Source organism: Pseudomonas sp. NPDC087639 (assembly GCF_044743385.1).
Taxonomy (GTDB): Bacteria; Pseudomonadota; Gammaproteobacteria; order Pseudomonadales; family Pseudomonadaceae; genus Aquipseudomonas.
In genome coordinates, this window is the sequence record NZ_JBIUWI010000074.1 from 3,089 (window position 1) to 24,990 (window position 21,902).

Annotated in this window: 26 protein-coding genes; 15 read left to right on the forward strand and 11 right to left on the reverse strand. The window is 60.0% G+C overall.

Annotated elements, in window-relative coordinates; genetic code table 11:
• On the forward strand, positions 1-386 hold a 386-nt coding region (locus ACIOVB_RS23430), incomplete at its 5' end, for a malate:quinone oxidoreductase (protein WP_401271798.1).
• 95 nt (positions 387-481) lie between these two features.
• Here the strand turns inward: ACIOVB_RS23430 and ACIOVB_RS23435 are convergent.
• From ACIOVB_RS23435 to ACIOVB_RS23445, 3 genes are all read right to left on the reverse strand, one after another.
• A complete protein-coding gene (locus tag ACIOVB_RS23435; protein WP_401271799.1) occupies positions 482-769 on the reverse strand; it encodes a PA4642 family protein in 288 nt (95 codons plus the stop codon).
• A gap of 62 nt (positions 770-831) precedes the next feature.
• A complete protein-coding gene (locus ACIOVB_RS23440) occupies positions 832-1,311 on the reverse strand; it encodes a hypothetical protein (RefSeq protein ID WP_401271800.1) in 480 nt (159 codons plus the stop codon).
• 177 nt (positions 1,312-1,488) lie between these two features.
• Positions 1,489-2,046, reverse strand: coding sequence for a hypoxanthine-guanine phosphoribosyltransferase (locus tag ACIOVB_RS23445; protein ID WP_016987197.1), 558 nt, complete (start codon positions 2,044-2,046; stop codon positions 1,489-1,491).
• A gap of 177 nt (positions 2,047-2,223) precedes the next feature.
• Between ACIOVB_RS23445 and upp the strand changes: the two genes are divergently transcribed.
• Positions 2,224-2,862: a uracil phosphoribosyltransferase gene (gene upp / locus ACIOVB_RS23450; protein ID WP_305439755.1), complete on the forward strand. Its 639-nt coding sequence runs from the start codon at positions 2,224-2,226 to the stop codon at positions 2,860-2,862.
• Between the two features lie 2 nt (positions 2,863-2,864).
• Positions 2,865-4,139 (forward strand): uracil-xanthine permease family protein, encoded by a 1,275-nt coding sequence (locus tag ACIOVB_RS23455; protein ID WP_095190599.1) that lies wholly within the window; start codon positions 2,865-2,867, stop codon positions 4,137-4,139.
• A 133-nt stretch (positions 4,140-4,272) separates the two neighbouring features.
• Here ACIOVB_RS23455 and hemH read toward each other — a convergent pair whose 3' ends face one another.
• Together hemH and ACIOVB_RS23465 are read right to left on the reverse strand one after the other, a co-directional pair.
• Positions 4,273-5,298, reverse strand: coding sequence for a ferrochelatase (hemH, locus tag ACIOVB_RS23460; RefSeq protein WP_401271801.1), 1,026 nt, complete (start codon positions 5,296-5,298; stop codon positions 4,273-4,275).
• A 13-nt stretch (positions 5,299-5,311) separates the two neighbouring features.
• Entirely contained in the window at positions 5,312-6,214 is a 903-nt protein-coding gene (locus ACIOVB_RS23465) for a TIGR01777 family oxidoreductase (protein ID WP_187678037.1), read from the reverse strand.
• A 197-nt stretch (positions 6,215-6,411) separates the two neighbouring features.
• Between ACIOVB_RS23465 and ACIOVB_RS23470 the strand changes: the two genes are divergently transcribed.
• From ACIOVB_RS23470 to ACIOVB_RS23525, 12 genes are all read left to right on the forward strand, one after another.
• Positions 6,412-7,398: an NAD(P)/FAD-dependent oxidoreductase gene (locus ACIOVB_RS23470; protein WP_305439758.1), complete on the forward strand. Its 987-nt coding sequence runs from the start codon at positions 6,412-6,414 to the stop codon at positions 7,396-7,398.
• Complete coding sequence (locus ACIOVB_RS23475) at positions 7,395-7,610, forward strand: TIGR02450 family Trp-rich protein (protein WP_401271802.1); 216 nt, start codon at positions 7,395-7,397, stop codon at positions 7,608-7,610. Before ACIOVB_RS23470 ends, ACIOVB_RS23475 begins: the two co-directional genes overlap by 4 nt.
• Positions 7,611-7,744: 134 nt before the next feature.
• Positions 7,745-8,707 carry a YbgA family protein gene (locus tag ACIOVB_RS23480; RefSeq protein WP_401271803.1) on the forward strand — a complete coding sequence of 321 codons (963 nt, stop codon included), beginning with the start codon at positions 7,745-7,747 and terminating at the stop codon, positions 8,705-8,707.
• Positions 8,707-9,648 carry a MerR family transcriptional regulator gene (locus ACIOVB_RS23485; protein WP_401271804.1) on the forward strand — a complete coding sequence of 314 codons (942 nt, stop codon included), beginning with the start codon at positions 8,707-8,709 and terminating at the stop codon, positions 9,646-9,648. Before ACIOVB_RS23480 ends, ACIOVB_RS23485 begins: the two co-directional genes overlap by 1 nt.
• A gap of 20 nt (positions 9,649-9,668) precedes the next feature.
• Positions 9,669-11,114 carry a deoxyribodipyrimidine photo-lyase gene (gene phrB / locus ACIOVB_RS23490; protein WP_401271805.1) on the forward strand — a complete coding sequence of 482 codons (1,446 nt, stop codon included), beginning with the start codon at positions 9,669-9,671 and terminating at the stop codon, positions 11,112-11,114.
• Positions 11,107-11,529, forward strand: coding sequence for a nuclear transport factor 2 family protein (locus ACIOVB_RS23495; RefSeq protein WP_401271806.1), 423 nt, complete (start codon positions 11,107-11,109; stop codon positions 11,527-11,529). Before phrB ends, ACIOVB_RS23495 begins: the two co-directional genes overlap by 8 nt.
• Complete coding sequence (locus ACIOVB_RS23500) at positions 11,526-12,308, forward strand: SDR family oxidoreductase (RefSeq protein WP_187678043.1); 783 nt, start codon at positions 11,526-11,528, stop codon at positions 12,306-12,308. The genes ACIOVB_RS23495 and ACIOVB_RS23500 overlap by 4 nt, the downstream gene beginning before the upstream one ends.
• Entirely contained in the window at positions 12,305-13,552 is a 1,248-nt protein-coding gene (locus ACIOVB_RS23505) for an NAD(P)/FAD-dependent oxidoreductase (RefSeq protein WP_401271807.1), read from the forward strand. Before ACIOVB_RS23500 ends, ACIOVB_RS23505 begins: the two co-directional genes overlap by 4 nt.
• Positions 13,549-14,364, forward strand: a complete 816-nt coding sequence (locus ACIOVB_RS23510; protein ID WP_401271808.1) for a DUF1365 domain-containing protein — start codon at positions 13,549-13,551, stop codon at positions 14,362-14,364. The genes ACIOVB_RS23505 and ACIOVB_RS23510 overlap by 4 nt, the downstream gene beginning before the upstream one ends.
• On the forward strand, positions 14,351-15,622 hold the full coding sequence (locus ACIOVB_RS23515; RefSeq protein ID WP_187678046.1) for a cyclopropane-fatty-acyl-phospholipid synthase family protein: 1,272 nt from the start codon (positions 14,351-14,353) through the stop codon (positions 15,620-15,622). The genes ACIOVB_RS23510 and ACIOVB_RS23515 overlap by 14 nt, the downstream gene beginning before the upstream one ends.
• Entirely contained in the window at positions 15,615-16,106 is a 492-nt protein-coding gene (locus tag ACIOVB_RS23520) for a DUF2878 domain-containing protein (RefSeq protein ID WP_401271809.1), read from the forward strand. The genes ACIOVB_RS23515 and ACIOVB_RS23520 overlap by 8 nt, the downstream gene beginning before the upstream one ends.
• A gap of 53 nt (positions 16,107-16,159) precedes the next feature.
• Positions 16,160-16,465 (forward strand): YkgJ family cysteine cluster protein, encoded by a 306-nt coding sequence (locus tag ACIOVB_RS23525; protein WP_095190613.1) that lies wholly within the window; start codon positions 16,160-16,162, stop codon positions 16,463-16,465.
• Between the two features lie 95 nt (positions 16,466-16,560).
• On the opposite strand, the gene ACIOVB_RS23530 is transcribed toward ACIOVB_RS23525, so the two are convergent.
• The 6 genes from ACIOVB_RS23530 to hemA all read right to left on the reverse strand — a co-directional run bounded on the left by ACIOVB_RS23530 (position 16,561) and on the right by hemA (position 21,900).
• Positions 16,561-17,079, reverse strand: coding sequence for an acyloxyacyl hydrolase (locus tag ACIOVB_RS23530; protein WP_401271810.1), 519 nt, complete (start codon positions 17,077-17,079; stop codon positions 16,561-16,563).
• A 112-nt stretch (positions 17,080-17,191) separates the two neighbouring features.
• Positions 17,192-17,983 (reverse strand): glutamate racemase, encoded by a 792-nt coding sequence (gene murI / locus ACIOVB_RS23535; RefSeq protein ID WP_401271811.1) that lies wholly within the window; start codon positions 17,981-17,983, stop codon positions 17,192-17,194.
• Positions 17,976-18,731, reverse strand: coding sequence for a molybdopterin-synthase adenylyltransferase MoeB (locus ACIOVB_RS23540; RefSeq protein ID WP_401271812.1), 756 nt, complete (start codon positions 18,729-18,731; stop codon positions 17,976-17,978). Before ACIOVB_RS23540 ends, murI begins: the two co-directional genes overlap by 8 nt.
• Positions 18,725-19,555, reverse strand: a complete 831-nt coding sequence (gene prmC / locus ACIOVB_RS23545) for a peptide chain release factor N(5)-glutamine methyltransferase (RefSeq protein WP_187678052.1) — start codon at positions 19,553-19,555, stop codon at positions 18,725-18,727. Before prmC ends, ACIOVB_RS23540 begins: the two co-directional genes overlap by 7 nt.
• On the reverse strand, positions 19,556-20,638 hold the full coding sequence (gene prfA / locus ACIOVB_RS23550) for a peptide chain release factor 1 (RefSeq protein ID WP_401271813.1): 1,083 nt from the start codon (positions 20,636-20,638) through the stop codon (positions 19,556-19,558). It abuts the gene before it with no gap.
• Complete coding sequence (hemA, locus tag ACIOVB_RS23555; protein WP_401271814.1) at positions 20,635-21,900, reverse strand: glutamyl-tRNA reductase; 1,266 nt, start codon at positions 21,898-21,900, stop codon at positions 20,635-20,637. The genes prfA and hemA overlap by 4 nt, the downstream gene beginning before the upstream one ends.
• Between the last annotated feature and the right edge of the window lie 2 nt (positions 21,901-21,902).

The following is a 21,902-nucleotide window of genomic DNA, read 5'->3' on the forward strand; positions in this document are numbered from 1 at the left end:
TGCGCCGTTTCTACCCTGAAGCGAAAGCCGAAGACTGGCGCCTGGAAGTGGCCGGCCAACGGGTGCAGATCATCAAGAAAGACCCGAAAAAGGGCGGCATCCTGCAATTCGGTACCGAACTGGTGGCTGCGAAGGACGGTTCCCTCGCTGCTCTGCTCGGCGCATCCCCAGGTGCCTCGGTAACCGTTTCGATCATGCTGGAACTGATCGAGAAGTGCTTCCCGGGCAAGGCCAAGGCTGAGTGGGCTGGCAAACTGGCCGAAATCTTCCCGGCCCGTGAAAAAGTACTGGAAACCGATGCTGCGCTGTATCGCAAGATCAACACGCAGAACAACATCGCACTGGAACTGGTTGAAGAAAGCAGCGAGACCCCAAGCTACGCTTGATCTAGCGGCATAAAAAACGCCCCGTACTCAGTGAGTGCGGGGCGTTTTTTTGCTCTGCTGAAATGCAAAAGATCGCAGGCTGCGATCTTTTGACCTTAGCCGCGGGCTTTGTCGATCAACTCGATGTATTCCGGCGCGTTACGCTGGTCACGAATCACATCAACAAACGTCTGGCCCTGCTCATCCTTGCCATCCACGTCATAACCGGCGGCAACGAAGAACGTCAGAAACCGTTCGAAGTCATCGATACGCAGGCCACGATAAGCCTTGATCAGTTTGTGCAGCGACGGCGAGGTGGCGTCGACCGGTTCAAAATCGAGGAACAGCTTGATCTGCTCATCGCCGATCTCGTCACCAATCACTTGTTTCTTATCTTTACGCATTGCCGACTCCAGCTCGCAGACATTTCACGGGCGGGCAGTTTACCCCTGCCCCGCCGCCGGGCTCAACGCGCGCGCACGCTGCCGGTGTGCAAATCGGCCCAGATATGGCCGTTGGCGTAACTGAGGAACTGCACATAGACGGTGTCGTTACGCAGCAGATCCATCACCACGCGGTATTGGGCGAGCGGGTAAAACAGGTTCAGGGTTTTGCTTTTTTCGTCGTAAAGCGGTTTTTTCAGGCTTTTGCTTTCACCATCGAAACTGACCAGCACCTGAGTAATCGTTGCGCCCTTGTTCAGGGACTTGCCCTTGAGACGGATCATCAGCGACGAAGTAACCGGAATTGGCTGCTGATTGGATTGGCGTTGCGCACCGACGACCACCGAATAGTCGGTGACTTGCAGCAGTTGCTGCTGTTCCGGCTCGGCATCGCGAAGGGTCAGGTCATCCGGCGGCAGGAATTGACTGTGCATCGGCGCGGCGGACAGAGGCAGGCTGAGGGTCAGCAACAGGGCGGCAAAGCTGCGGATCAGAAGGCTCATGACGGGCTCCGGGGCGTGGTCGAGCACTCTAGCACGGGTATCACGGATGGATCAGCACACACAAAACAACTGTGGGAGCGAGCCTGCTCGCGAAAGCGATGTGTCAGTTTTCAATGATGCTACTGACACGACGCCTTCGCGAGCAGGCTCGCTCCCACAGGGGATAGTGCAGGGTTCTTACATGCCTTTAACGGCAAAGATCCCGTTGGCGTTGCGCCAGTAGCCTTTGTAGTCCATGCCGTAACCGAAGATATAACGGTCAATGCACGGCAGACCGACGAAATCGGCTTTCAGGTCAGGACGTGCCTTGCGGTCGTGATCCTTGTCGATCAGCACGGCAGTGTGCACTTTGCGCGCGCCGGCGTGTTTGCAGAAGTCGATGATCGCGCCCAGGGTGTGACCTTCGTCGAGGATGTCGTCGATGATCAGTACGTCGCGGTCGATGAACGAGACTTCTGGCTTGGCTTTCCAGAACAGGTCGCCGCCGCTGGTTTCATTGCGATAACGGGTGGCGTGCAGGTAGGACGCTTCCAGCGGGAATTGCAGATGGGTCAGCAGTTTGCCGGAGAAGATCAGGCCGCCGTTCATCACGCAGAACACCACCGGGTTGCTGTCAGCCAGTTGCTCGTTGATTTGTGCACCGACGCGGGCGATGGCCGCCTCGACTTCAGACTCGGTGTACAGGCAGTCAGCCTCTCGCATGATTTGACGGATATGCTCGAGATCAGCGGACATGGCGCTCTCCGGGGGGGTTGTGGGTGGGGGGTATGGCTGCGAAAAGCGGGCAAAGGTACGCATCTCGCACGGCCGAATCAAGCCTTTATGGACTAACGTACTCAATGTCCTATAGGACATCACCCTCGGATAGATTAATCTAGGCCGGTTTTTTTGCCCGCCGCCGGAGCCTTTCCCATGCCCATCCTCGAGATCCGCCATCCGCTGATCCGTCATAAACTCGGCCTGATGCGCCGCGCTGACATCAGCACCAAGAATTTCCGCGAGCTCGCTCAGGAAGTCGGCGCACTGTTGACCTATGAAGCTACAAAAGATTTGCCGCTCGAATCCTACGATATTGCAGGTTGGTGCGGCACCGTGTCGGTCGAGAAAATCGCCGGCAAGAAGATCACCGTCGTGCCGATCCTGCGCGCCGGCATCGGCATGCTCGAAGGCGTGCTGAGCCTTATCCCGGGTGCCAAGGTCAGCGCTGTGGGTGTTGCCCGCAACGAAGAAACCCTGCAAGCCCACACTTATCTGGAAAAACTGGTTCCGGAAATCAACGAACGCCTGGCCATGATCATCGACCCGATGCTCGCTACCGGCAGCTCCATGGTTGCGACCATCGACCTGCTGAAGAAGGCTGGCTGCAGAGATATCCGCGCCATGGTGCTGGTTGCCGCGCCGGAAGGCATTGCCGCAGTAGAAAAGGCTCACCCGGACGTGACCATCTACACCGCTTCCATTGATGAACGCTTGAACGAACACGGTTACATCATCCCAGGGCTGGGCGATGCCGGTGACAAGATCTTCGGCACCAAGCAGAAGGACGCGTGACCATGCAGCAAGAGTTCAACGATCCGCTCTGGCGCACGGTGCTGTCCGGCGCCCAGATGCTGTTCGTGGCTTTCGGCGCTCTGGTGCTGATGCCGCTGATCACCGGCCTGGACCCGAACGTGGCACTGTTTACCGCAGGTCTTGGGACGATTCTGTTCCAGATCGTCACCGGCCGTCAGGTCCCGGTGTTCCTCGCGTCGAGCTTCGCTTTCATCACCCCTATCATTCTCGCCAAGGGCCAGTTTGGCCTCGCCGCGACCATGGGCGGCGTGATGGCGGCTGGTTTCGTCTACACCTTCCTGGGCCTTGCGGTGAAGATCAAAGGCACAGGCTTCATCGACCGCCTGCTGCCGCCGGTGGTGATTGGTCCGGTGATCATTTCCATCGGCCTGGCCATGGCGCCGATTGCCGCGAACATGGCAATGGGCAAGGCGGGTGACGGTTCCGAACTGATCCACTACCAGACCGCGATGATGATCTCGATGCCGGCGCTGCTGACCACGTTGATCGTGGCGGTGTTCGGTAAAGGCATCTTCCGTCTGGTGCCGATCATTTCCGGCGTGCTGGTCGGCTTTGGCATGGCCTTCTATTTCGGCGTGGTCGATACCGCGAAGATTGCCGCAGCGCCATGGTTTGCGATCCCGCACTTCACCGCACCGGAATTCAACTGGCAGGCGATTCTGTTCATCGTGCCGGTGGCATTGGCTCCGGCCATTGAACACATCGGCGGTGTGATTGCGGTGGGTAGCGTTACCGGTCGCGACTATCTGAAGAAGCCGGGCCTGCATCGCACCCTGCTCGGTGACGGCATTGCCACCACCGCTGCCGGCCTGTTCGGCGGCCCGCCAAACACCACTTACGCCGAAGTGACTGGCGCCGTGATGCTGACCAAGAACTACAACCCGAAAATCATGACCTGGGCGGCGATCTTTGCCATCAGCCTGGCGTTCGTCGGCAAGTTCGGTGCGCTGCTGCAAAGCATTCCGGTGCCGGTGATGGGCGGGATTCTGTGCCTGCTGTTCGGCTCGATCGCGGCAGTGGGGATGAACACCCTGATCCGTCACAAGATCGATCTGGGCGAAGCACGCAATCTGGTGATCGTTTCGGTGACGCTGGTGTTCGGGATTGGTGGTGTGCTGGTCGGCACCGGCACTGGCCCGGATGACTTCGGTCTCAAAGGCATCGCGCTGTGCGCGGTGGTGGCGATCGCGCTGAACCTGATTCTGCCGGGCAATGACGGCTGGAAGAACAAGAAGGCGGATGAGCCGCTGATCTAAGGCTTCAAGATGTTTATTGCCTGACAGATAGCTTTCGCTAGCAGGCTCGCTCCCACAGGGGGTCTTCAGCGCACCGAAGATCAAATGTGGGAGCGAGCTTGCTCCGGGCGGCGTTCCGACGAAGCTTTTGGCTTTACAGGGCCAACGGCGCTCGCTCGCACAAGGTCGCCAACGCCTTCGCCCATTGCGGGTCATCATTCAGGCACGGCACCAGCACCAACTCCTCTCCCCCCGCCTCGCGGAACTGCTCCTTGCCGCGATCACCGATCTCTTCCAGTGTCTCGATGCAGTCGGCGACAAACGCCGGGCACATCACCAGAATCTTCTTCACGCCGCTTTTCGCCAGCTCATCCAGCCGCGCTTCGGTGTAGGGCTCGATCCACTTCGCCCGGCCCAATCGCGACTGAAAAGAGACAGACCATTTGCCCTCCGGTAACCCCATACGCTCAGCGAACAGGGCCGCCGTGCGCAAACATTGCGCGCGATAACAGGTTGCCAATACCGCAGGCGACGCATTCTTGCAGCAGTCTTCATTTTTGAAACAGTGATTGCCGGTCGGGTCGAGCTTGGTCAGGTGCCGTTCCGGCAGGCCATGGAAGCTCAGCAGCAAGTGATCGTAATCCTGCTGCAAATGCGGCTTGGCACTGGCCACCAAGGCGTCGAGGTATTCCGGCTGATCGTAGAACGGCTGCAGCACCGAAATCTGCACATTGAGCTTCTTCGCGCGGATCACGCGCTTCGCCTCTTCGATCACCGTGGTGGTGGTGCTGTCGGCGAACTGTGGATAAAGCGGCGCCAGCGTGATGCGCTTGTGTCCCGCTGCTACCAGCCTTGTCAGGCACGTTTCAATCGAAGGCTCGCCGTAGCGCATCGCCAGATCGACCGGGCCGTGTTTCCACTGCGCTTTCATCTGCTCTTGCAGACGACGGCTGAGTACCACCAGCGGCGAACCTTCGTCCCACCAGATAGAGGCATAGGCGTGCGCCGACTGCTCGGGCCGCTTGATCAGAATCAGCGAAACCAGCAAACGCCGCACCGGCCACGGCAGGTCGATCACGTACGGGTCCATCAGAAATTGATTGAGGTAACTGCGCACATCGGCCACCGAGGTGGAGGCCGGGGAGCCCAGGTTGACCAGAAGCAAGGCGTGATCGGTCATGCAACGTCCTATTTCAGAGGCGGCTGGAGAGATCGTCCAGAGCCGCGCGTAAATCCGTGAACTGGAAAGTGAAACCCGCTTCCAGCAAGCGTGCCGGCGTGGCCCGTTGGCCGCCCAGCAACAACAAAGACATCTCGCCGAGCCCCACCTTCAGTGCAAGGGCGGGCATCGGCATGAACGCCGGGCGGTGCAACACGCTGCCCAGCGTCTTGGCAAATTCACGATTGCGCACAGGTTTCGGCGCGCACGCATTATAAGGACCGCTCGCCTGATCGCGGTGCAGAAGAAAATCAATCAGGGCGATTTGATCGTCGATATGAACCCACGGCATCCACTGCCGACCATTGCCCAAAGGCCCGCCCAGCCCGAGCTTGAACGGCAGCAGCAAGCGCGACAAAAAGCCGCCCTCGGCCGACAGCACCAGACCGGTTCGCACCAGCACCACGCGGATGCCCAGCGACTCTGCGCGCAGGGCGGTTTCCTCCCAGGCGATGCACAACTGGCTGGCAAAATCGTCGATCACTGGCGGCGAGTCTTCGGTCAACTCGCGTTCACCACCGTCGCCGTACCAGCCGATGGCCGATCCCGAGATCAACAACGACGGCTGCTGCGCTCGGGTTTCGAGCCACGCCAAAAGGGTTTCCGTGAGCTTGATCCGGCTGCTCCACAGCAACGCCTTGCGGCGATGCGTCCACAGGCGGTCGGCGATCGGCGCGCCCGCAAGATTGACGATAGCGTCTACGGGTTCATCGCCGAGGTCTTCCAGGCGCGCAATGCCACGCACCTGCGCACCACAGATTTTCGCGACTTTTTCGGGGCGTCGACTCCACACCGTCAGGCGATGGCCCTGTTCCGCCCAATGCTGGCAGAGCTGCCGTCCTATCAAACCAGTACCGCCGGTCAGCAATATGTGCATGACATCTTCCTCGCGTGGCGTTTTACCCGGATCCCTAGTCTATTTTTAAAAGCAGGGATCTTTTCGAACGGGCAGGCTCTATTGTTTAACCATAGGCCAAGCTGTCAGAACGAGAACGCTAGAAGTTATACCAAAAAACAAAATTGTACAGGTTTCATCAACGGCGTAGTCTGTACAGAAAGGTAAACGAGGCCCCTATGACTGTACCTATCGCAATCATCGGCACCGGCATCGCCGGACTCTCGGCAGCCCAGGCTCTGACAGAGACCGGGCACACCGTTCAATTGTTCGATAAAAGTCGCGGCAGCGGTGGACGCATGTCGAGCAAACGCAGCGACGCCGGTTCGCTGGACATGGGCGCGCAATATTTCACTGCGCGCGACCGCCGTTTCGTCACCGAGGTTCAGCGCTGGCAAAGTCAGGGCTGGGTCGCCGAGTGGACGCCGCAGCTCTATACCTTCCAGGGTGGACAACTGAATCTGTCGCCGGACGAGCAGACCCGCTGGGTCGGCGCGCCGCGCATGAGCGCGATCACCCGCGGCTTGCTCGACGGCATGGAAGTCCACTTCGCCTGCCGGATCACCGAGGTCTTTCGTGGCGAAGAACACTGGCATCTGCAAGACGCCGAAGGCTTCACCCACGGCCCTTTCAGCCATGTGGTGATTGCCACGCCAGCGCCTCAGGCCACGGCACTGCTCGCCGCTGCGCCGAAACTTGCCGGTGCCGCTGCCGGGGTGAAAATGGAACCGACCTGGGCCGTTGCCCTCGCCTTCGACACACCGCTGGATACGCCCATCGAAGGCTGCTTCGTGCAAGACAGCGCCCTCGACTGGCTGGCGCGCAACCGCAGCAAACCCGGACGCGACAACACCCTCGACACTTGGGTGCTGCATGCCACCAGCGCTTGGAGCCGGCAGCACATCGATCTGCCCAAGGAAGCCGTGATCGAGCAACTGCACGGCGCCTTTGCCGAGTTGCTGCACAGCGCCATGCCCGCCCCGACCTTCAGCCTCGCTCACCGCTGGCTCTATGCCCGCCCGGCAACAGGCCACGAATGGGGCACCCTGGCCGATGCCGATCTGGGTTTGTACGCCTGTGGCGACTGGTGCCTGTCCGGGCGCGTCGAAGGCGCCTGGCTCAGTGGCCAGGAAGCCGCGCGACGTCTGCACGAACACCTGCAATGAATCGCATCAATCCGCAAAAACTGCTGCTGTCGAAATGGACAGCAGCCTACCCGCAAAACCGTGAAAAACATTTTCTGGTCACCGAGCTGATCCGCGATGAGGAAGGCACGGTGCTCGAGGTTGAGTTGCAAGCAGTGCTCACGCAGCGCAGTGAGCGATTCGAGTGGCAAATCCTGAAAAATAATTCCGAGTGGATGCAAGGCTGGAAGTGAAACCTGCTCCCACACGGAATCACCTCCCCTGCAAAAACTTATACAAATGATTTGACTTGTACACCCATGAATCTATGCTGAAAGAAATGTTGTACAGAGATAACTCTCTGTACAGGTATAGATTCGAGGTGCTTATGTCCGAAGCTTCCCAGCTCAAACCCAAGATAGCCATCAGCGCCTGCCTGCTGGGCGCCGAGGTGCGCTACAACGGCGGACACAAGGAATCGCGACTGTGCAGCCGCACACTCGCTGAACACTTCGAGTTCGTCCCGGTATGCCCGGAAGTCGCCATCGGTTTGGGCATTCCCCGCGAGCCGATCCGTCTGGTAGGCAACCCTGAAAGCCCCGAAGCCATCGGCACCGTCAACCCGACGATAAACGTTACCGCGCCACTGGCTGAGTACGGCGAGAAAATGGCCGCCGAACTCGGTGACCTCTGCGGCTATATCTTCATGCAGCAATCGCCGTCCTGCGGGCTGGAACGGGTCAAGGTCTATCACGCCAACGGCGCTCCGGTGAACGGCGGCGGTCGCGGTATCTACGCCCAGGCCTTCTGCGCGCAGCACCCGGACTTGCCGGTGGAAGAAGCCGGACGCTTGAACGACCCGGTGCTACGGGAAAACTTCATCACCCGCGTCCTCGCCTACAGCGCCTGGCAGCAAGTACTGACCCAGGGTTTGAGCCGTCGCGCCCTCACCGAATTTCACTCGCGCTACAAATACCTGCTGATGGCCCATAACCCGGTGCAATACAAAACGCTGGGCAACATGCTCGGCAACATGGGCCACAGCGACCCTGCGGAACTGGGGCCACGCTATTTCAGCGAGCTGATGGCTGCGTTGAAAAAGTGCGCGACCCGGCGCACCCATAGCAACGTCTTGCAGCACATCAGTGGTTATCTGAAGCAGGCGATCAGCGCCGAAGACAAACAGGAAATGCAGCACGTGATCGGCCAGTACCGCCACGGCATCGTACCGCTGGTGGTACCGCTGACACTGCTCAAACATCACTTTCGCCAACATCCGGATCCGTACATTGCGCAACAGGTTTACCTGCAACCGCATCCGGAAAATCTCAGCCTGCGAAACGCTATCTAATGAATGAAAAACCCGATTCAAGCGCCCAGGAAGACCTCGGCGCCGACTTCAAGAAAGCCCTCGACGAAGGCTGGCTGCCGATCCGCGAAGTGGCGCGCCAGACCGGCGTCAATGCGATCACGCTGCGTGCGTGGGAGCGTCGTTATGGACTCGTCATCCCGCAACGCACACCGAAGGGCCATCGGCTGTATTCGGCCGAGCACGTACAACGCATTCTGACCATCCTCACCTGGCTCAACCGCGGCGTCGCGGTCAGCCAGGTCAAGCCGCTGCTCGACACGCCGCAGGCATTCAGCGAACCGGTGGAAAACGACTGGCAACGGTTGCGCCAGACCCTGCTGGCAGCCGTTACGCAACTCGATGAACGCACCGTCGACGACAGCGTCAATCAAGCGATGGCGCTCTACCCGCCGCGCACATTGTGCGAGCAATTGCTGATGCCGCTGCTGGAAGAACTGGAACAGCGCTGGCAGGGCCAGTTCGGCGCGCAGATGGAACGCGTGTTCTTTTATTCGTGGCTACGCAGCAAATTCGGCGCACGCATCTACCATAACAATCATCAACTGCACGCTGCGCCCCTGTTGCTGATCAACCATTCCGACCTGCCACTGGAACCTCATCTGTGGCTATGCGCGTGGCTGATCAGCAGCGCCAATTGCCCTGTGCAAGTGTTTGACTGGCCGTTACCGGCCGGGGAGCTGGCACTGACGGTCGAACATCTGCAAGCCCGTGGCGTACTGCTGTATTCCAGCAAAGCCATGCAGCTTGCGCAGTTGCCGAAACTGTTGGCTGGCGTGAGTTGCACGAAAATGATTGTCGGACCAACGGTATGCATCCACCACGCCGAGTTGTCCGTAAAAACCTCAGAAACTGCTGATTTGTACCTGGCTGAAGATGCGCTTTCGGCGCACCAGACCCTCGTTCAGCATGGGCTGATTTAATGAGCGCGGCGAATACCGACATGCAATTGATCTGGCTGCGCAGCGACTTGCGCCAACACGACAACACTGCCCTCGCGGCGGCCGCAGCGCGCGGTCCGACGGTCGCGGTGTATCTGTTGAGCCCGCAGCAGTGGCAAGAACATGACGACGCGCCGTGCAAGGTCGACTTCTGGCTGCGCAATCTGAATGAGCTGAGTAAAAGTCTCGGTGCCCTGAACATTCCGTTGTTGATTCGCACGGCGGCGCACTGGGATCAGGCGCCGGCGGAGCTGCTCAAACTCTGTCGGCAATTGGACATCGAAGCGGTGCACGTCAACGAGGAATATGGCATCCACGAAAGCCGCCGTGATGCAGCCGTGGCCGAGGCATTGCAGGCCGAAGGTATCGATTTTCGCAGTTACCTCGATCAATTGCTGTTCAAGCCCGGCACCGTGCTGACCAAGACCGGAACCTACTTTCAGGTATTCAGCCAGTTTCGCAAGGTCTGTTACGAGCGCCTGCATCGCGCGATGCCGGCGCTGGTAACAGTCCCCGGCAAACAGTCGCCTTTGAACATCGACAGTGATCCGATTCCTGCGTCCGTCAAAGGCTTCGCCACACCAAGCGAGTCACTGCGTGACCTGTGGCCTGCCGGCGAACAAGAGGCCCGTCGCCGTCTCGATACCTTCGCCGACGCCCAAATCGATTACTACAAAAGCGAGCGCGACTTCCCGGCCAAGCCCGGCACCAGTCAGCTGTCGGCGTACCTGGCCGCCGGTGTGATCTCGCCGCGCCAATGTCTGCACGCCGCCCTGCAAAGCAATCAGGGCGAGTTCGAAAGCGGCAAAGTCGGCGCCGTCACCTGGATCAACGAGTTGCTGTGGCGCGAGTTCTACAAACACATTCTGGTGGGTTATCCACGGGTCTCGCGCCACCGCGCGTTCCGTCCGGAAACCGAAGCACTGGCCTGGCGCAACGCGCCGGATGACCTCGCCGCATGGCAAGAGGCGCGTACCGGCCTGCCGATCATCGATGCCGCCATGCGCCAATTGCTCGAAACCGGCTGGATGCACAATCGCCTGCGCATGGTGGTCGCAATGTTCCTGACCAAGAACCTGCTGATCGACTGGCGCGAAGGCGAGCGCTTTTTCATGCGGCATTTGATTGATGGGGATCTGGCCGCGAACAACGGCGGCTGGCAATGGAGCTCGTCGACGGGCACCGATTCGGCGCCGTATTTCCGCATTTTCAATCCACTGAGCCAGTCGGAAAAATTCGACAGCGAAGGCTTGTTCATCAAGCACTGGCTGCCGGAACTGGCCGGCCTCGACAAAAAAGCTGTGCATAACCCGGCCAGTGCCGGCGGCTTGTTCGGTGTGGCGGATTACCCAACGCCAATCGTCAATCTGAGTGCCTCGCGGGAGCGGGCGCTGACCGCGTTCAAAAATCTGCCCTCGCGCCAACCGGCCGGAGGCGATCATGAGTGAATTCCTGCGCCGCTTCGCCCGCCAGTTTGCCGAATTGAATTCAGACAACCTGCACCGTTTGGGCGAGCTGTACAGCGACGACGTCCAGTTCACCGACCCGCTGCACGAAGTACAGGGGTTGGCGCAATTGCGTGATTACTTCAGTGAGCTGTACGCCAACGTCAGCGAGCTGCGTTTCGACTTCCACGGTTTCGACCAGATCCGCGACGGTGAAGGCTACCTGCGCTGGGTCATGAGTTATCGCCATCCACGCCTGGCCGGGGGCCGGGTGATCCGGGTCAGCGGTTGCTCGCACCTGCTTTGGCGCGACAAGGTTTATCGCCATCGGGATTATTTCGATGCCGGGGCGTTGCTCTATGAACACTTGCCAGTATTGGGCCGGGTGATCGCCTGGCTGAAAAGGAGAATGGGATGAGTCGTACACCTCCACGGCGTTATTGGCTGACCGGTGCCAGCAGTGGCATCGGCGCGGCACTGGCTGAGGACATTCTGAAAAGCGGTGCGCATCTGGCGGTCAGCTCACGCCAGGTCGCCCCACTCAAGGTCTTGTCACAACGCTATCCGGGACAAGTGCTGGTGGTGCCCGGAGACCTGACCAACAGCCAGACGGTCCGGGAAATCGGCGAACAGATTAACGAGGCCTGGGGCTCACTGGACACGGTGATCCTCAATGCCGGCACCTGTGAATATGTCGACGCCCGGCAGTTCGACGCCTCCATTGTCGAGCACGTGGTGCGCACCAATCTGCTCGCCAGCGCTTACTGCATCGAAGCCGCCCTGCCCTTGCTGCGCAAAGGCACCGCGCCGCATCTGGTCGGGGTGGCGAGTTCCGTGACTTACATGCCGCTGCCAAGGGCCGAAGCCTACGGCGCGTCCAAAGCAGGGCTGCGTTATCTGTTCGAATCGTTGCGCATTGATCTGGCGGATGAGGGCATTGAAGTCACCGTGGTCAGTCCGGGTTTCGTCGAAACTCCGCTGACCGCGAAGAACGATTTTCCGATGCCGCTCAGTTGGCCTGTGGATAAAGCCGCGCGGCACATCTTCGCCAAGCTCAAGGATCGACCACTGGAGATCGCTTTCCCGGCGCTGTTCATGGCGGCGCTGTGGCCCTTGTCGAAACTGCCTGCCCGCCTGCAACTGGCAATCGGCAAACGCATGGTGCGCAAATCACCGCCGCTGCGTGATCCAGTATGAAGATCGCTATCGTCGGCAGCGGGATCGCGGGGCTGACCTGCGCCTACCTGCTCTATCGTCGCCATGACGTCACCGTGTTCGAGGCCGGCGACTGGGTCGGCGGTCACACGCACACGGTGCAGGTGACGGTCGACGAACGTCAGTACGCGGTCGACACCGGTTTCATCGTGTTCAACGACTGGACCTACCCCAACTTCATCCGCTTGCTCGATCAGCTCGGGGTGACGTCCAGCCCTACTGAAATGAGCTTTTCGGTGACCGATCCGGATAGCGGTCTGGAATACAACGGCAACAACCTCAACAGCCTGTTCGCCCAGCGGCGCAATCTGTTGTCGCCGGGGTTTTGGGGCATGCTGCGCGACATCCTGCGCTTTAACAAAGAAGCCCAGCGCGACCTTGCCGAACAGCGCATCGCGGCCGACATGACCCTGGATGATTACCTCAAGGCCGGCGGTTATGGCGAGCGCTTCATCCTGCACTACATCGTGCCGATGGGCGCGGCAATCTGGTCGATGCCGATGGCCGAGATGCTCAATTTTCCGCTGCAGTTCTTTGTGCGGTTCTTCAAGAATCATGGCCTGCTGTCAGTCAGTGACCGCCCGCAATGGCGGGTGATCGACGGGGGTTCCAGTGCCTACATCGCGCCGCTGACCGAATCGTTCAAGGACAGGATCCGCCTGAACTGCCCGGTGAGCCGAGTCGATCGCGACGAACACGGCGTGGTTATCCACAGCCCGGCGGGCATCGAGCATTTCGACAAAGTGGTGTTCGCCTGCCACAGTGATCAGGCCTTGCAACTGCTGGCGACCCCGAGCGACGCCGAACGGGCGATTCTCGGCGCCATGCCCTACGCCGACAACGAAGTCGTGCTGCACACCGATACGCGTCTACTGCCGACACGCAAACTCGCTTGGGCCAGCTGGAATTATCGCTTGAGCGGTGCCGGCCATACCCACGCGGCCGTCACTTACGACATGAACATCCTGCAAGGGATTGAGAGCGACACCACGTTCTGCGTCAGCCTCAACCAGAGTGCCGGCATCAGTCCGTTCAAGGTGCTCGCCAAATACACCTACGCCCACCCGCAGTTCAGCCTCACAGCGGTAGCCGCGCAGAACCGCTGGGCCGAACTGGACGGCGTGCAGAACACCCATTACTGCGGTGCCTACTGGGCCAACGGTTTCCATGAGGACGGTGTGGTCAGCGGCTTGCGCGTGGCCGCCGCGTTCGGAGAAACCTTATGAACAGCGCCCTGTACAGCGGCTGGATCGGCCACCGACGTTTTGCGCCGCGCCGGCATGAGTTTCGTTACCGGATTGGTCTGCTGTATCTGGATCTGGCCGAGCAGGACGCGGTGCTGGGTTTATCGCCACTGGCGGGACGCAGTCGATTTGCGCCGTTCTCCTTCCGCGAGACGGACTACCTGAAAACCTTCACCGGTCGGGGCGTTCGCCTTATCGATGCTGTGCGCCAGCGGGTCGCTGAGGCTATCGGGTATGAGCCACAGGGTTCGATCTGCCTGCTGACCCAGCCTCGCAGTTGGGGCCTTTCGTTCAACCCGGTGAGTTTTTTTTATTGCCATGAACCTGACGGGCAACTTGCGGCCATTCTCTGCGAAGTCACCAACACCCCGTGGCGCGAGCGTTATCACTACGTACTGCCCGCCAGCCCCCGGGTGAACCTGCACGACTTCCATCAACATTTTGCCGTGGCCAAAGCCTTTCACGTTTCGCCTTTTCTGCCGCGCGATCTGGAATACCGCATGAGTTTCAGCCCCGCCGCGCAAAGCCTCGGCGTGCACATGGCGGACTGGCAGGGCGAACACAAATTGTTCGACGCCACCCTCAGCCTGAAACGCGAAACACTCGACCGGCCAAACTTGCATCGCTATTTGCGGCGTTTTCCATGGATGACGGCAAAAACAGCTCTGGCGATTTACTGGCAGGCACTGCGCCTGTTGCTCAAGCGTGCACCGATCTTCACTCACGAGGCTGCTGACGGCAGCTTTCAAACCGCCACCGTGCTTCCCAAGGAGCGCCGCCATGAAATCCTCTAGCGTCTCGGCCAAAGCCAATCTGTTCAGCACCAATGGCGTGACCGGCTCGCTCCTGCGCCGTGGCGTTTTGCGCCTGCTGGGTCAGCTCAAACACGGGCAACTGGTGGTCATCGAGGATGGCGAACGTCTGCTGTTCGGCACCCCTGGCAGCACATTGCTTGGGGAAATTCATGTCCAGGATAAGGCGGTCTGGGGAATGGTCGCCAGCAATGGTTCGATTGGCGCTGGCGAAGCGTTTATCCACGGTTACTGGAGTTCGCCCGACCTGACTGCGGTGGTGCGGGTGTTCGTCAGCAACCTTGAAGTACTCGATGCGATGGAGGGCGGTCTGGCCCGCCTCGGGCGACCGTTGGTGCAGGGCTTGCACTGGCTCAATCGCAATACGCGCAAAGGCTCGCAGAAGAACATCGCCGCCCACTACGATCTGGGCAACGATCTGTTCGAACAGTTTCTCGACCCGACCATGATGTACTCGGCGGCGCAGTTCCTCACTCCCGAAGACAGTCTGGAACAGGCGCAACTGAACAAACTGGAGCGCATCTGCCAGAAGCTCGCGCTCAAGCCCGAGGACCACCTGCTGGAAATCGGCACAGGCTGGGGCAGCATGGCGCTCTACGCGGCGCAGAACTATGGCTGCCGGGTAACCACCACCACGTTGTCGAAAGAGCAGTACGCCTTTACCGCTCAGCGCATCGAAAAGCTGGGCCTGCAGGATCAAGTCACCTTGTTGCTCAAGGACTACCGCGACCTCACCGGCGAGTACGACAAACTGGTATCGATCGAGATGATCGAAGCGGTCGGCCATCGCTTCCTGCCCACCTATTTCAAACAATGCGCGCACCTGCTCAAGAGCAACGGCCTGATGCTGATTCAAGCAATCACCATTCGCGAACAGCGCTACGAGCAGGCCAAACGCGGGGTCGACTTTATCCAGCGCTACATCTTCCCTGGCGGCGCCTTGCCGTCTGTGCAGAAGATGCTCGAGGTGGTCAGTCGCGAAACCGACATGAACCTGCTGCACATGGAGGACTTCGGCCTGCACTACGCCAAAACCCTGCGCCTGTGGCACGAGAACTTTCGCCGCGCCCACAGTCGCTTGAGCGAGTTGGGCTACGACGATTACTTCCTCAGACTGTGGGAGTTTTACCTGTGCTATTGCGAGGGCGGATTCCTCGAACGCACCATCGGCACCGCGCAGTTGTTGCTGGCCAAACCGGCCGCCATGCCTGCGCCGCTGCTCGGCCGCTTCGATGCTTGAGCGGATCGCCAATGCCGTGCTGTTCCAGCTCGGTTGGCTGGTCTGTGTGCTCGGCGGCAACAGCCTGTGGTTGCTGCTGGCGTTGGCGGTGCTGGTGATTCATCTGCGCTGGATCAGCAGTTGGGCGGCTGAAGGCCGTTTGATGCTCAGTGTGGTGATCGTCGGCACGGCGGTGGACAGCGTCTTGCGCGCCCTCGGCGTGTTCGAGTTTCAGGATCAGTCGCCGTTGATTCCGCTGTGGCTGATGTTGCTGTGGGCCTTGCTCGCCACGACCTTGCGTCATTGCCTTGAGTGGACTGCCAGGCCATGGTGGCTGGCCTGCGCGCTCGGCGCGGTCGGCGGTGCAATGTCTTACTACGGTGGCGGGCGCCTGGCCGGGGTGCAATTCCCCTACGGCGAGTTACCGACACTGATCGGCATCGGCCTGCTCTGGGCGCTGCTGTTTCCGCTGCTGCACTCCATGGCCCGACGCTTGAGTCACTGAGCGTCCGTCAGAGCTTTCACACACTCGGCAAGCTCTGCCTTACACTGCCGGCCATGAAAACCATTCCTCACCAGCAAATCACCGAACCGGCGGTCACCTGTTCGACTTGCGCAGCCTGCTGCTGCCAGCTCGAAGTGATGCTGATCACCGACACGGGCGTGCCTGATCGTTTTATCGATACCGATGAATGGGGCGGCGAAGTGATGCTGCGTCTGGACGACGGCTGGTGTGCGGCGCTGGATCGCGACACGATGATGTGCACGATTTACGAGAAGCGTCCGCTGATTTGTCGCGAGTTCGAGATGGGCTCACCCGAGTGCATCGAAGAGCGCCAAGGTATCGCCACGGTGTACCGCTGATTAAAAGCGAAAAGATCGCAGCCTGCGGCAGCGCCTGCATGGGATTGTGTTTTTCCCTGTAGGAGCTGCCGCAGGCTGCGATCTTTTGATTTTGCTTACAACGGCAACGTGTAATGCAGCGAGTAACTTTCTACACCGTCGTTGTCACTGGCAAGACCGGCGTTGGAATAGTGCGTCGCGCGAATCCCCACTTCATGCCCGCCATTGAAGCGCAGACCAAACCCGAGACGGTCTTCGAACTGGAAGGAGCCGCCGAGATTGTTCGATTCGTATTGGGTATTGGAGAACGCCGCCACACCGATCCCCGCCTCGATATAGGGCTTGACCGACTGGCCGGAAAACTCGTAAACAAATACCGGCGAGAACGACAGGCTGTTGTTGCTGGAGGTCTTGTCACCTTCCCAGTAGGTGTAAGCACCGCTCCAGTAACCGGTAAGGCGACCAACGTCGCTCTGCAGCCAGCTCTTGTCCCAGTCGAAATTCATCCCCAGGCGATAAGTCATGGTCGAATCGCTGGTAGCACCGACGGCGAATTCAACGCCGGCAGCTTGTGCAGTAATACTTTGCCCCATCAACGCGGCCGCAATCGCGGCCAGGCAGAATAGTCGCTTCACTTTGAAACTTCCTTTTCCGGAACGATCGTTTGGTTTTCTAGATAACTCATCGCTATAGAAGCTAGCGCTCAAACAGAAGTTCAGCCGATCTTCCGGTTATTTCACATTTTTTTTACAAACTGAAGTTTTGCACGTCGCCGGCAGTTTGCCCCAACAACGGCAGGATGTTTTTGAAGTGCTGAGGATCACCGCTGGTCCAGAATCTGACCGATCGGTTCGGTCCTTCGGCGAGCAGATCACGCTCGGCCAAAAGTCGTTGAAGTTGCCGCGCCACGGCGGCGCCGGTATCGATCAGGCTGATGGTCTCGGGGATCATCGACTTGAGCATCGGCTTGAGGAAGGGATAGTGCGTGCAACCAAGAATAATCGTATCGCAACCGTTGGCCAGCAGCGGATCGACATAGCTTTGCAGCAACTGGCGCAACTCGGCGCTGTGCAGATCACCGCTTTCAATCAATTCGACCAGGCCCGGGCACGGCTGAGTAATCACCCGCACATCGGTGGCAAAGCGGTCGAGTAAAGCGGCGAACTTGGCACTCTGCAAGGTGCCCGTGGTGGCAAGTACACCGACTACGCCGCTGCGTGTTGCCGCGGCCGCCGGTTTCACCGCCGGCTCCATGCCAACGATCGGCCAGTCGGGAAAATCACCGCGCAGATCGGCAGCCGCCGCCACTGTCGCGGTATTGCAGGCGACCACCAAAGCCTTGGCGCCCTGCTCGCGAAAAAACCCGGCCATCACGCTGCAACGCTGGCGGATGAACTCCGGGGTTTTCTCGCCGTACGGAATGTGCCCGCAATCGGCGAAGTACAGCAGCGATTCATTGGGCAACAAGCGCTGGATTTCTGCCAGCACCGACAAACCGCCGACACCGGAATCGAACACGCCGACCGGCGCCTCACGCATGGCGCGCGCCACAGACGCTGCAACCAGGATCACGCTTGACCCGCAACTCGCGGAAACGCGAACCCAAGGCATCGATCAACAGCAAGCGGCCCACCAGCGGCTCACCGAAGCCGACCAACACTTTCAACGCTTCAAGCGCCTGAAGGCTGCCGACCAACCCCACCAACGGCCCGACCACACCAGCCTCGCTGCAGGTCAGTTCGGCTTCGCTGCCATGCCCGTACAAACAGTGATAGCAAGGGCTCTCGGCGCGACGCGGGTCGAATACCGACAGTTGCCCTTCAAGACGAATGGCGGCGCCGCTGACCAAGGGTTTGGTCGCAGCCACGCACGCAGCGTTGACCGCTTCGCGCGTGGAAAAATTATCCGAACAGTCGAGTACCAGATCCACCGCCGCAACGGCAGCGGCGAGAGAGTCCTCGTCGAGCGCCTGACGATGCGGCACCAGTTGAATCTCGGGATTGATCGCACTCAAGCGCTTTAGCGCCGAGTCGACCTTGCTCATGCCGACGCTGTCGGTGTCGTGAATGATCTGGCGTTGCAGGTTGGTCAGATCGACTGTATCGAAGTCCGCCAGATGCAGTTCGCCGACACCGGCTGCCGCCAGATACAGCGCAACCGGTGCGCCAAGACCACCGAGGCCGACGATCAGGACGCGACTGTCCTTGAGCTTCAGTTGACCATCGATATCGATGTGTTGCAGCAGAATCTGCCGGCTGTAGCGCAGCAACTCCTGATCATTCAGCACGGCAGGCGTCCCAGACTGATGCGTTGATGGCCGCCCAGATCGGTGCGGCTGTGGACTTCTTCGAAACCGCGAGTGTTCAACAGATCGCGCACGGCTTCGGCTTGATCATAGCCGTGTTCGAGCATCACCCAGCCGCCGGCCTGCAGATGATCCGGGGCCTGGGCAACGATCAGGCGCAGATCGTCGAGCCCATCCTCACCGGCCACCAGCGCACTCGCCGGTTCGAAGCGCACATCGCCTTCGACCAGGTGTGGATCGGCGGCGGCAATGTACGGCGGGTTGCTGATGATCAGATCAAAACGCTGACCTTCCAGAGCGCTGAACCAGTGACTGCTCAGCACCGTGGCGTTGTTCAAATGCAGACGCTGGCGATTGCGCTCGGCCAATGCCACCGCTTCCAGCACGCGATCCACGGCGGTGACTTGCCATGCCGGACGCTCACTGGCCAGAGCCAGGGCAATCGCGCCGCTGCCGGTGCCGAGGTCGAGCACTTTGGCCGGGGTCGCTGGCAGCAATTCCAGCGCCGCTTCCACCAGCAGTTCCGTGTCCGGCCGGGGAATCAGCGTGTGCGGTGCGACTTCCAGATCGAGTTTCCAGAATCCTTGCTGGCCGAGAATGTAGGCCACCGGCTCGCCGCCACGACGGCGTTGCAGGTATTCGGCAAAGGTCAGCGCGGCTTCCGTCGGCACGATGCGCTCGGGCCAGGTGTGCAGGAAGCTACGCGACTTGCCCAGCGCGGCCGCGAGGAGCAATTCGGCATCGAGACGTGCGGTAGGTGAGTCCGGCAGTTCGGCGGCGCGCAACAGGCTGGCAATGATGGTCATTTATTCACCTATCGCAGCGAGTTGGTCAGCCTGGTATTCAGCCAGCAAAGGCTCGATCACCGCGTCAACGCCACCGGCGAGAACGTCATCAAGAGAGTACAGGGTCAGGTTGACGCGATGGTCAGTGACCCGGCCCTGGGCAAAGTTGTAGGTGCGAATCCGCTCGGAACGGTCACCGGAGCCGACCAGCAATTTACGCTCGCTGGCGATGGCATTGGCCGCCGCGGCGGTTTGCTGATCGTTGAGCTTGGCCGACAGCCACGCCATCGCCCGCGCACGGTTCTTGTGCTGGGAACGCTCTTCCTGGCACTCGACGACGGTGCCGGTCGGTATGTGCGTGATGCGAATCGCCGAGTCGGTCGTGTTGACGTGCTGACCACCGGCCCCGGAGGAACGGTAAGTGTCGACGCGCAAATCCGCCGGGTTGATCTCAATGGCTTCCCGCTCGTCCGGCTCCGGCAACACCGCTACGGTGCAGGCCGAGGTGTGGATACGTCCCTGGGATTCGGTGGCGGGTACACGCTGTACGCGGTGCGCGCCGGATTCGAATTTCAGCTTGCCGTAAACGTTGTCGCCTTCAATGCGAGCGATGACTTCTTTATAGCCGCCGTGTTCGCCTTCGTTTTCCGAAAGGATCTCCACACGCCAGCCACGGCGTTCGGCGTAACGCGAGTACATGCGGAACAGGTCGCCGGAGAAAATCGCCGCCTCGTCGCCACCGGTGCCGGCGCGGATTTCGAGAAACACGTTGCGCCCGTCGTTGGGGTCCTTGGGCAGCAACATGCGCTGCAGATCGCCTTCCAGCGTGATCAGCAATTCTTTGGCTTCACGGACTTCTTCCACGGCCATTTCACGCATGTCCGGGTCGCTGTCCTTGAGCAGCGCCTGCGCGCCTTCAAGATCGCTTTGTACGCTGAGCAGCTTTTTATAGGCGTGTACGATCGGCTCGAGTTCGGCGTATTCCTTGGAATAAGCGCGGAACTTGGCCTGATCGGAAATGACTTCGCCGTCGCCGAGCAACGCGGTCAGTTCCTCGAAACGGTCCTGGAGGATGTCCAGTTTATTGAGCAGTGACGCTTTCATTGCGGTTTTTTATCCGAAAAGCTATCCGGTGAGCCCTCGAGGGCAAAGAGTTCCTGGGCCATGGCCAGCGCATCGAGGCGGCCTTCGGCAGAAAGCTTTTTCAGTTGCACGCTGGGCGCATGCAACAGTTTATTGGTCAGGCCACGGGCCAATTGCCCGAGCACATCTTCAGCGTTGCCGCCGTTGGCCAGCAGACGCAGGGCTTTTTGCAGCTCTTCGTCGCGCAAGCGTTCGCTCTGTTGACGATAGGCCTTGAGCACATCGACCGCCGCCAGCTCACGCAGGCGCACCATGAAATCGTCGGCACCGACCGAGACCATCTCTTCGGCCGCTTGCGCAGCGCCTTGGCGGCTCTTGAGGTTTTCGGCGACCACTTCGTGGAGATCGTCGACGCTATACAGGTAAACGTCGTCCAACTCGCCGACTTCCGGTTCGATATCCCGGGGAACAGCGATGTCGACCATGAAGATCGGTTTGTGCTTGCGCAGCTTCAGTGCGCTCTCGACGGCGCCCTTGCCGAGAATCGGCAACTGACTGGCCGTCGAACTGATGACGATGTCGCTGCGCACCAGTTCGGCCGGGATGTCCGAGAGCAACACCGCGTGGGCGCCGAACTGCTCGGCCAACAGGCTGGCACGCTCAAGCGTACGGTTGGCGACAACGATGCGTTTGACCCCCAGCTCGTGCAGATGGCGGGCGACCAGGGTGATGGTCTCGCCGGCGCCGATCAGCAAGGCCTGGCTGCGTTGCAAATCACTGAAAATCTGTTTCGCCAGGCTGACCGCGGCAAACGCCACGGACACCGGGTTTTCACCGATGGCGGTGTCGGTACGCACCTGCTTGGCGGCATTGAAGGTTGCCTGAAACAGCCGCCCCAGCAGCGGCCCGATGGTGCCGGCCTCGCGGGCCACGGCGTAGGCCGACTTCATCTGGCCGAGAATCTGTGGTTCGCCCAATACTAGCGAGTCGAGCCCGGAGGCGACGCGCATCATGTGACGAACTGCCGCATCATCTTCATGCACATAAGCACTCGCGCGCAGCTCATCGAGGCTTAAATGGTGATAATCGGCCAGCCAGCGCAGCACGATATCCGCAGAAAGCTGATCCTGTTCTATATAAAGCTCACTGCGATTGCAGGTGGAGAGGATCGCAGCTTCGCGGCTGTCGGTCATTCGGCAGAGCTGCTGCAAGGCCTCAACCAGTTGCTCAGGGGTAAAGGCCACGCGCTCGCGGACGTCTACTGAAGCAGTCTTGTGGTTAATAC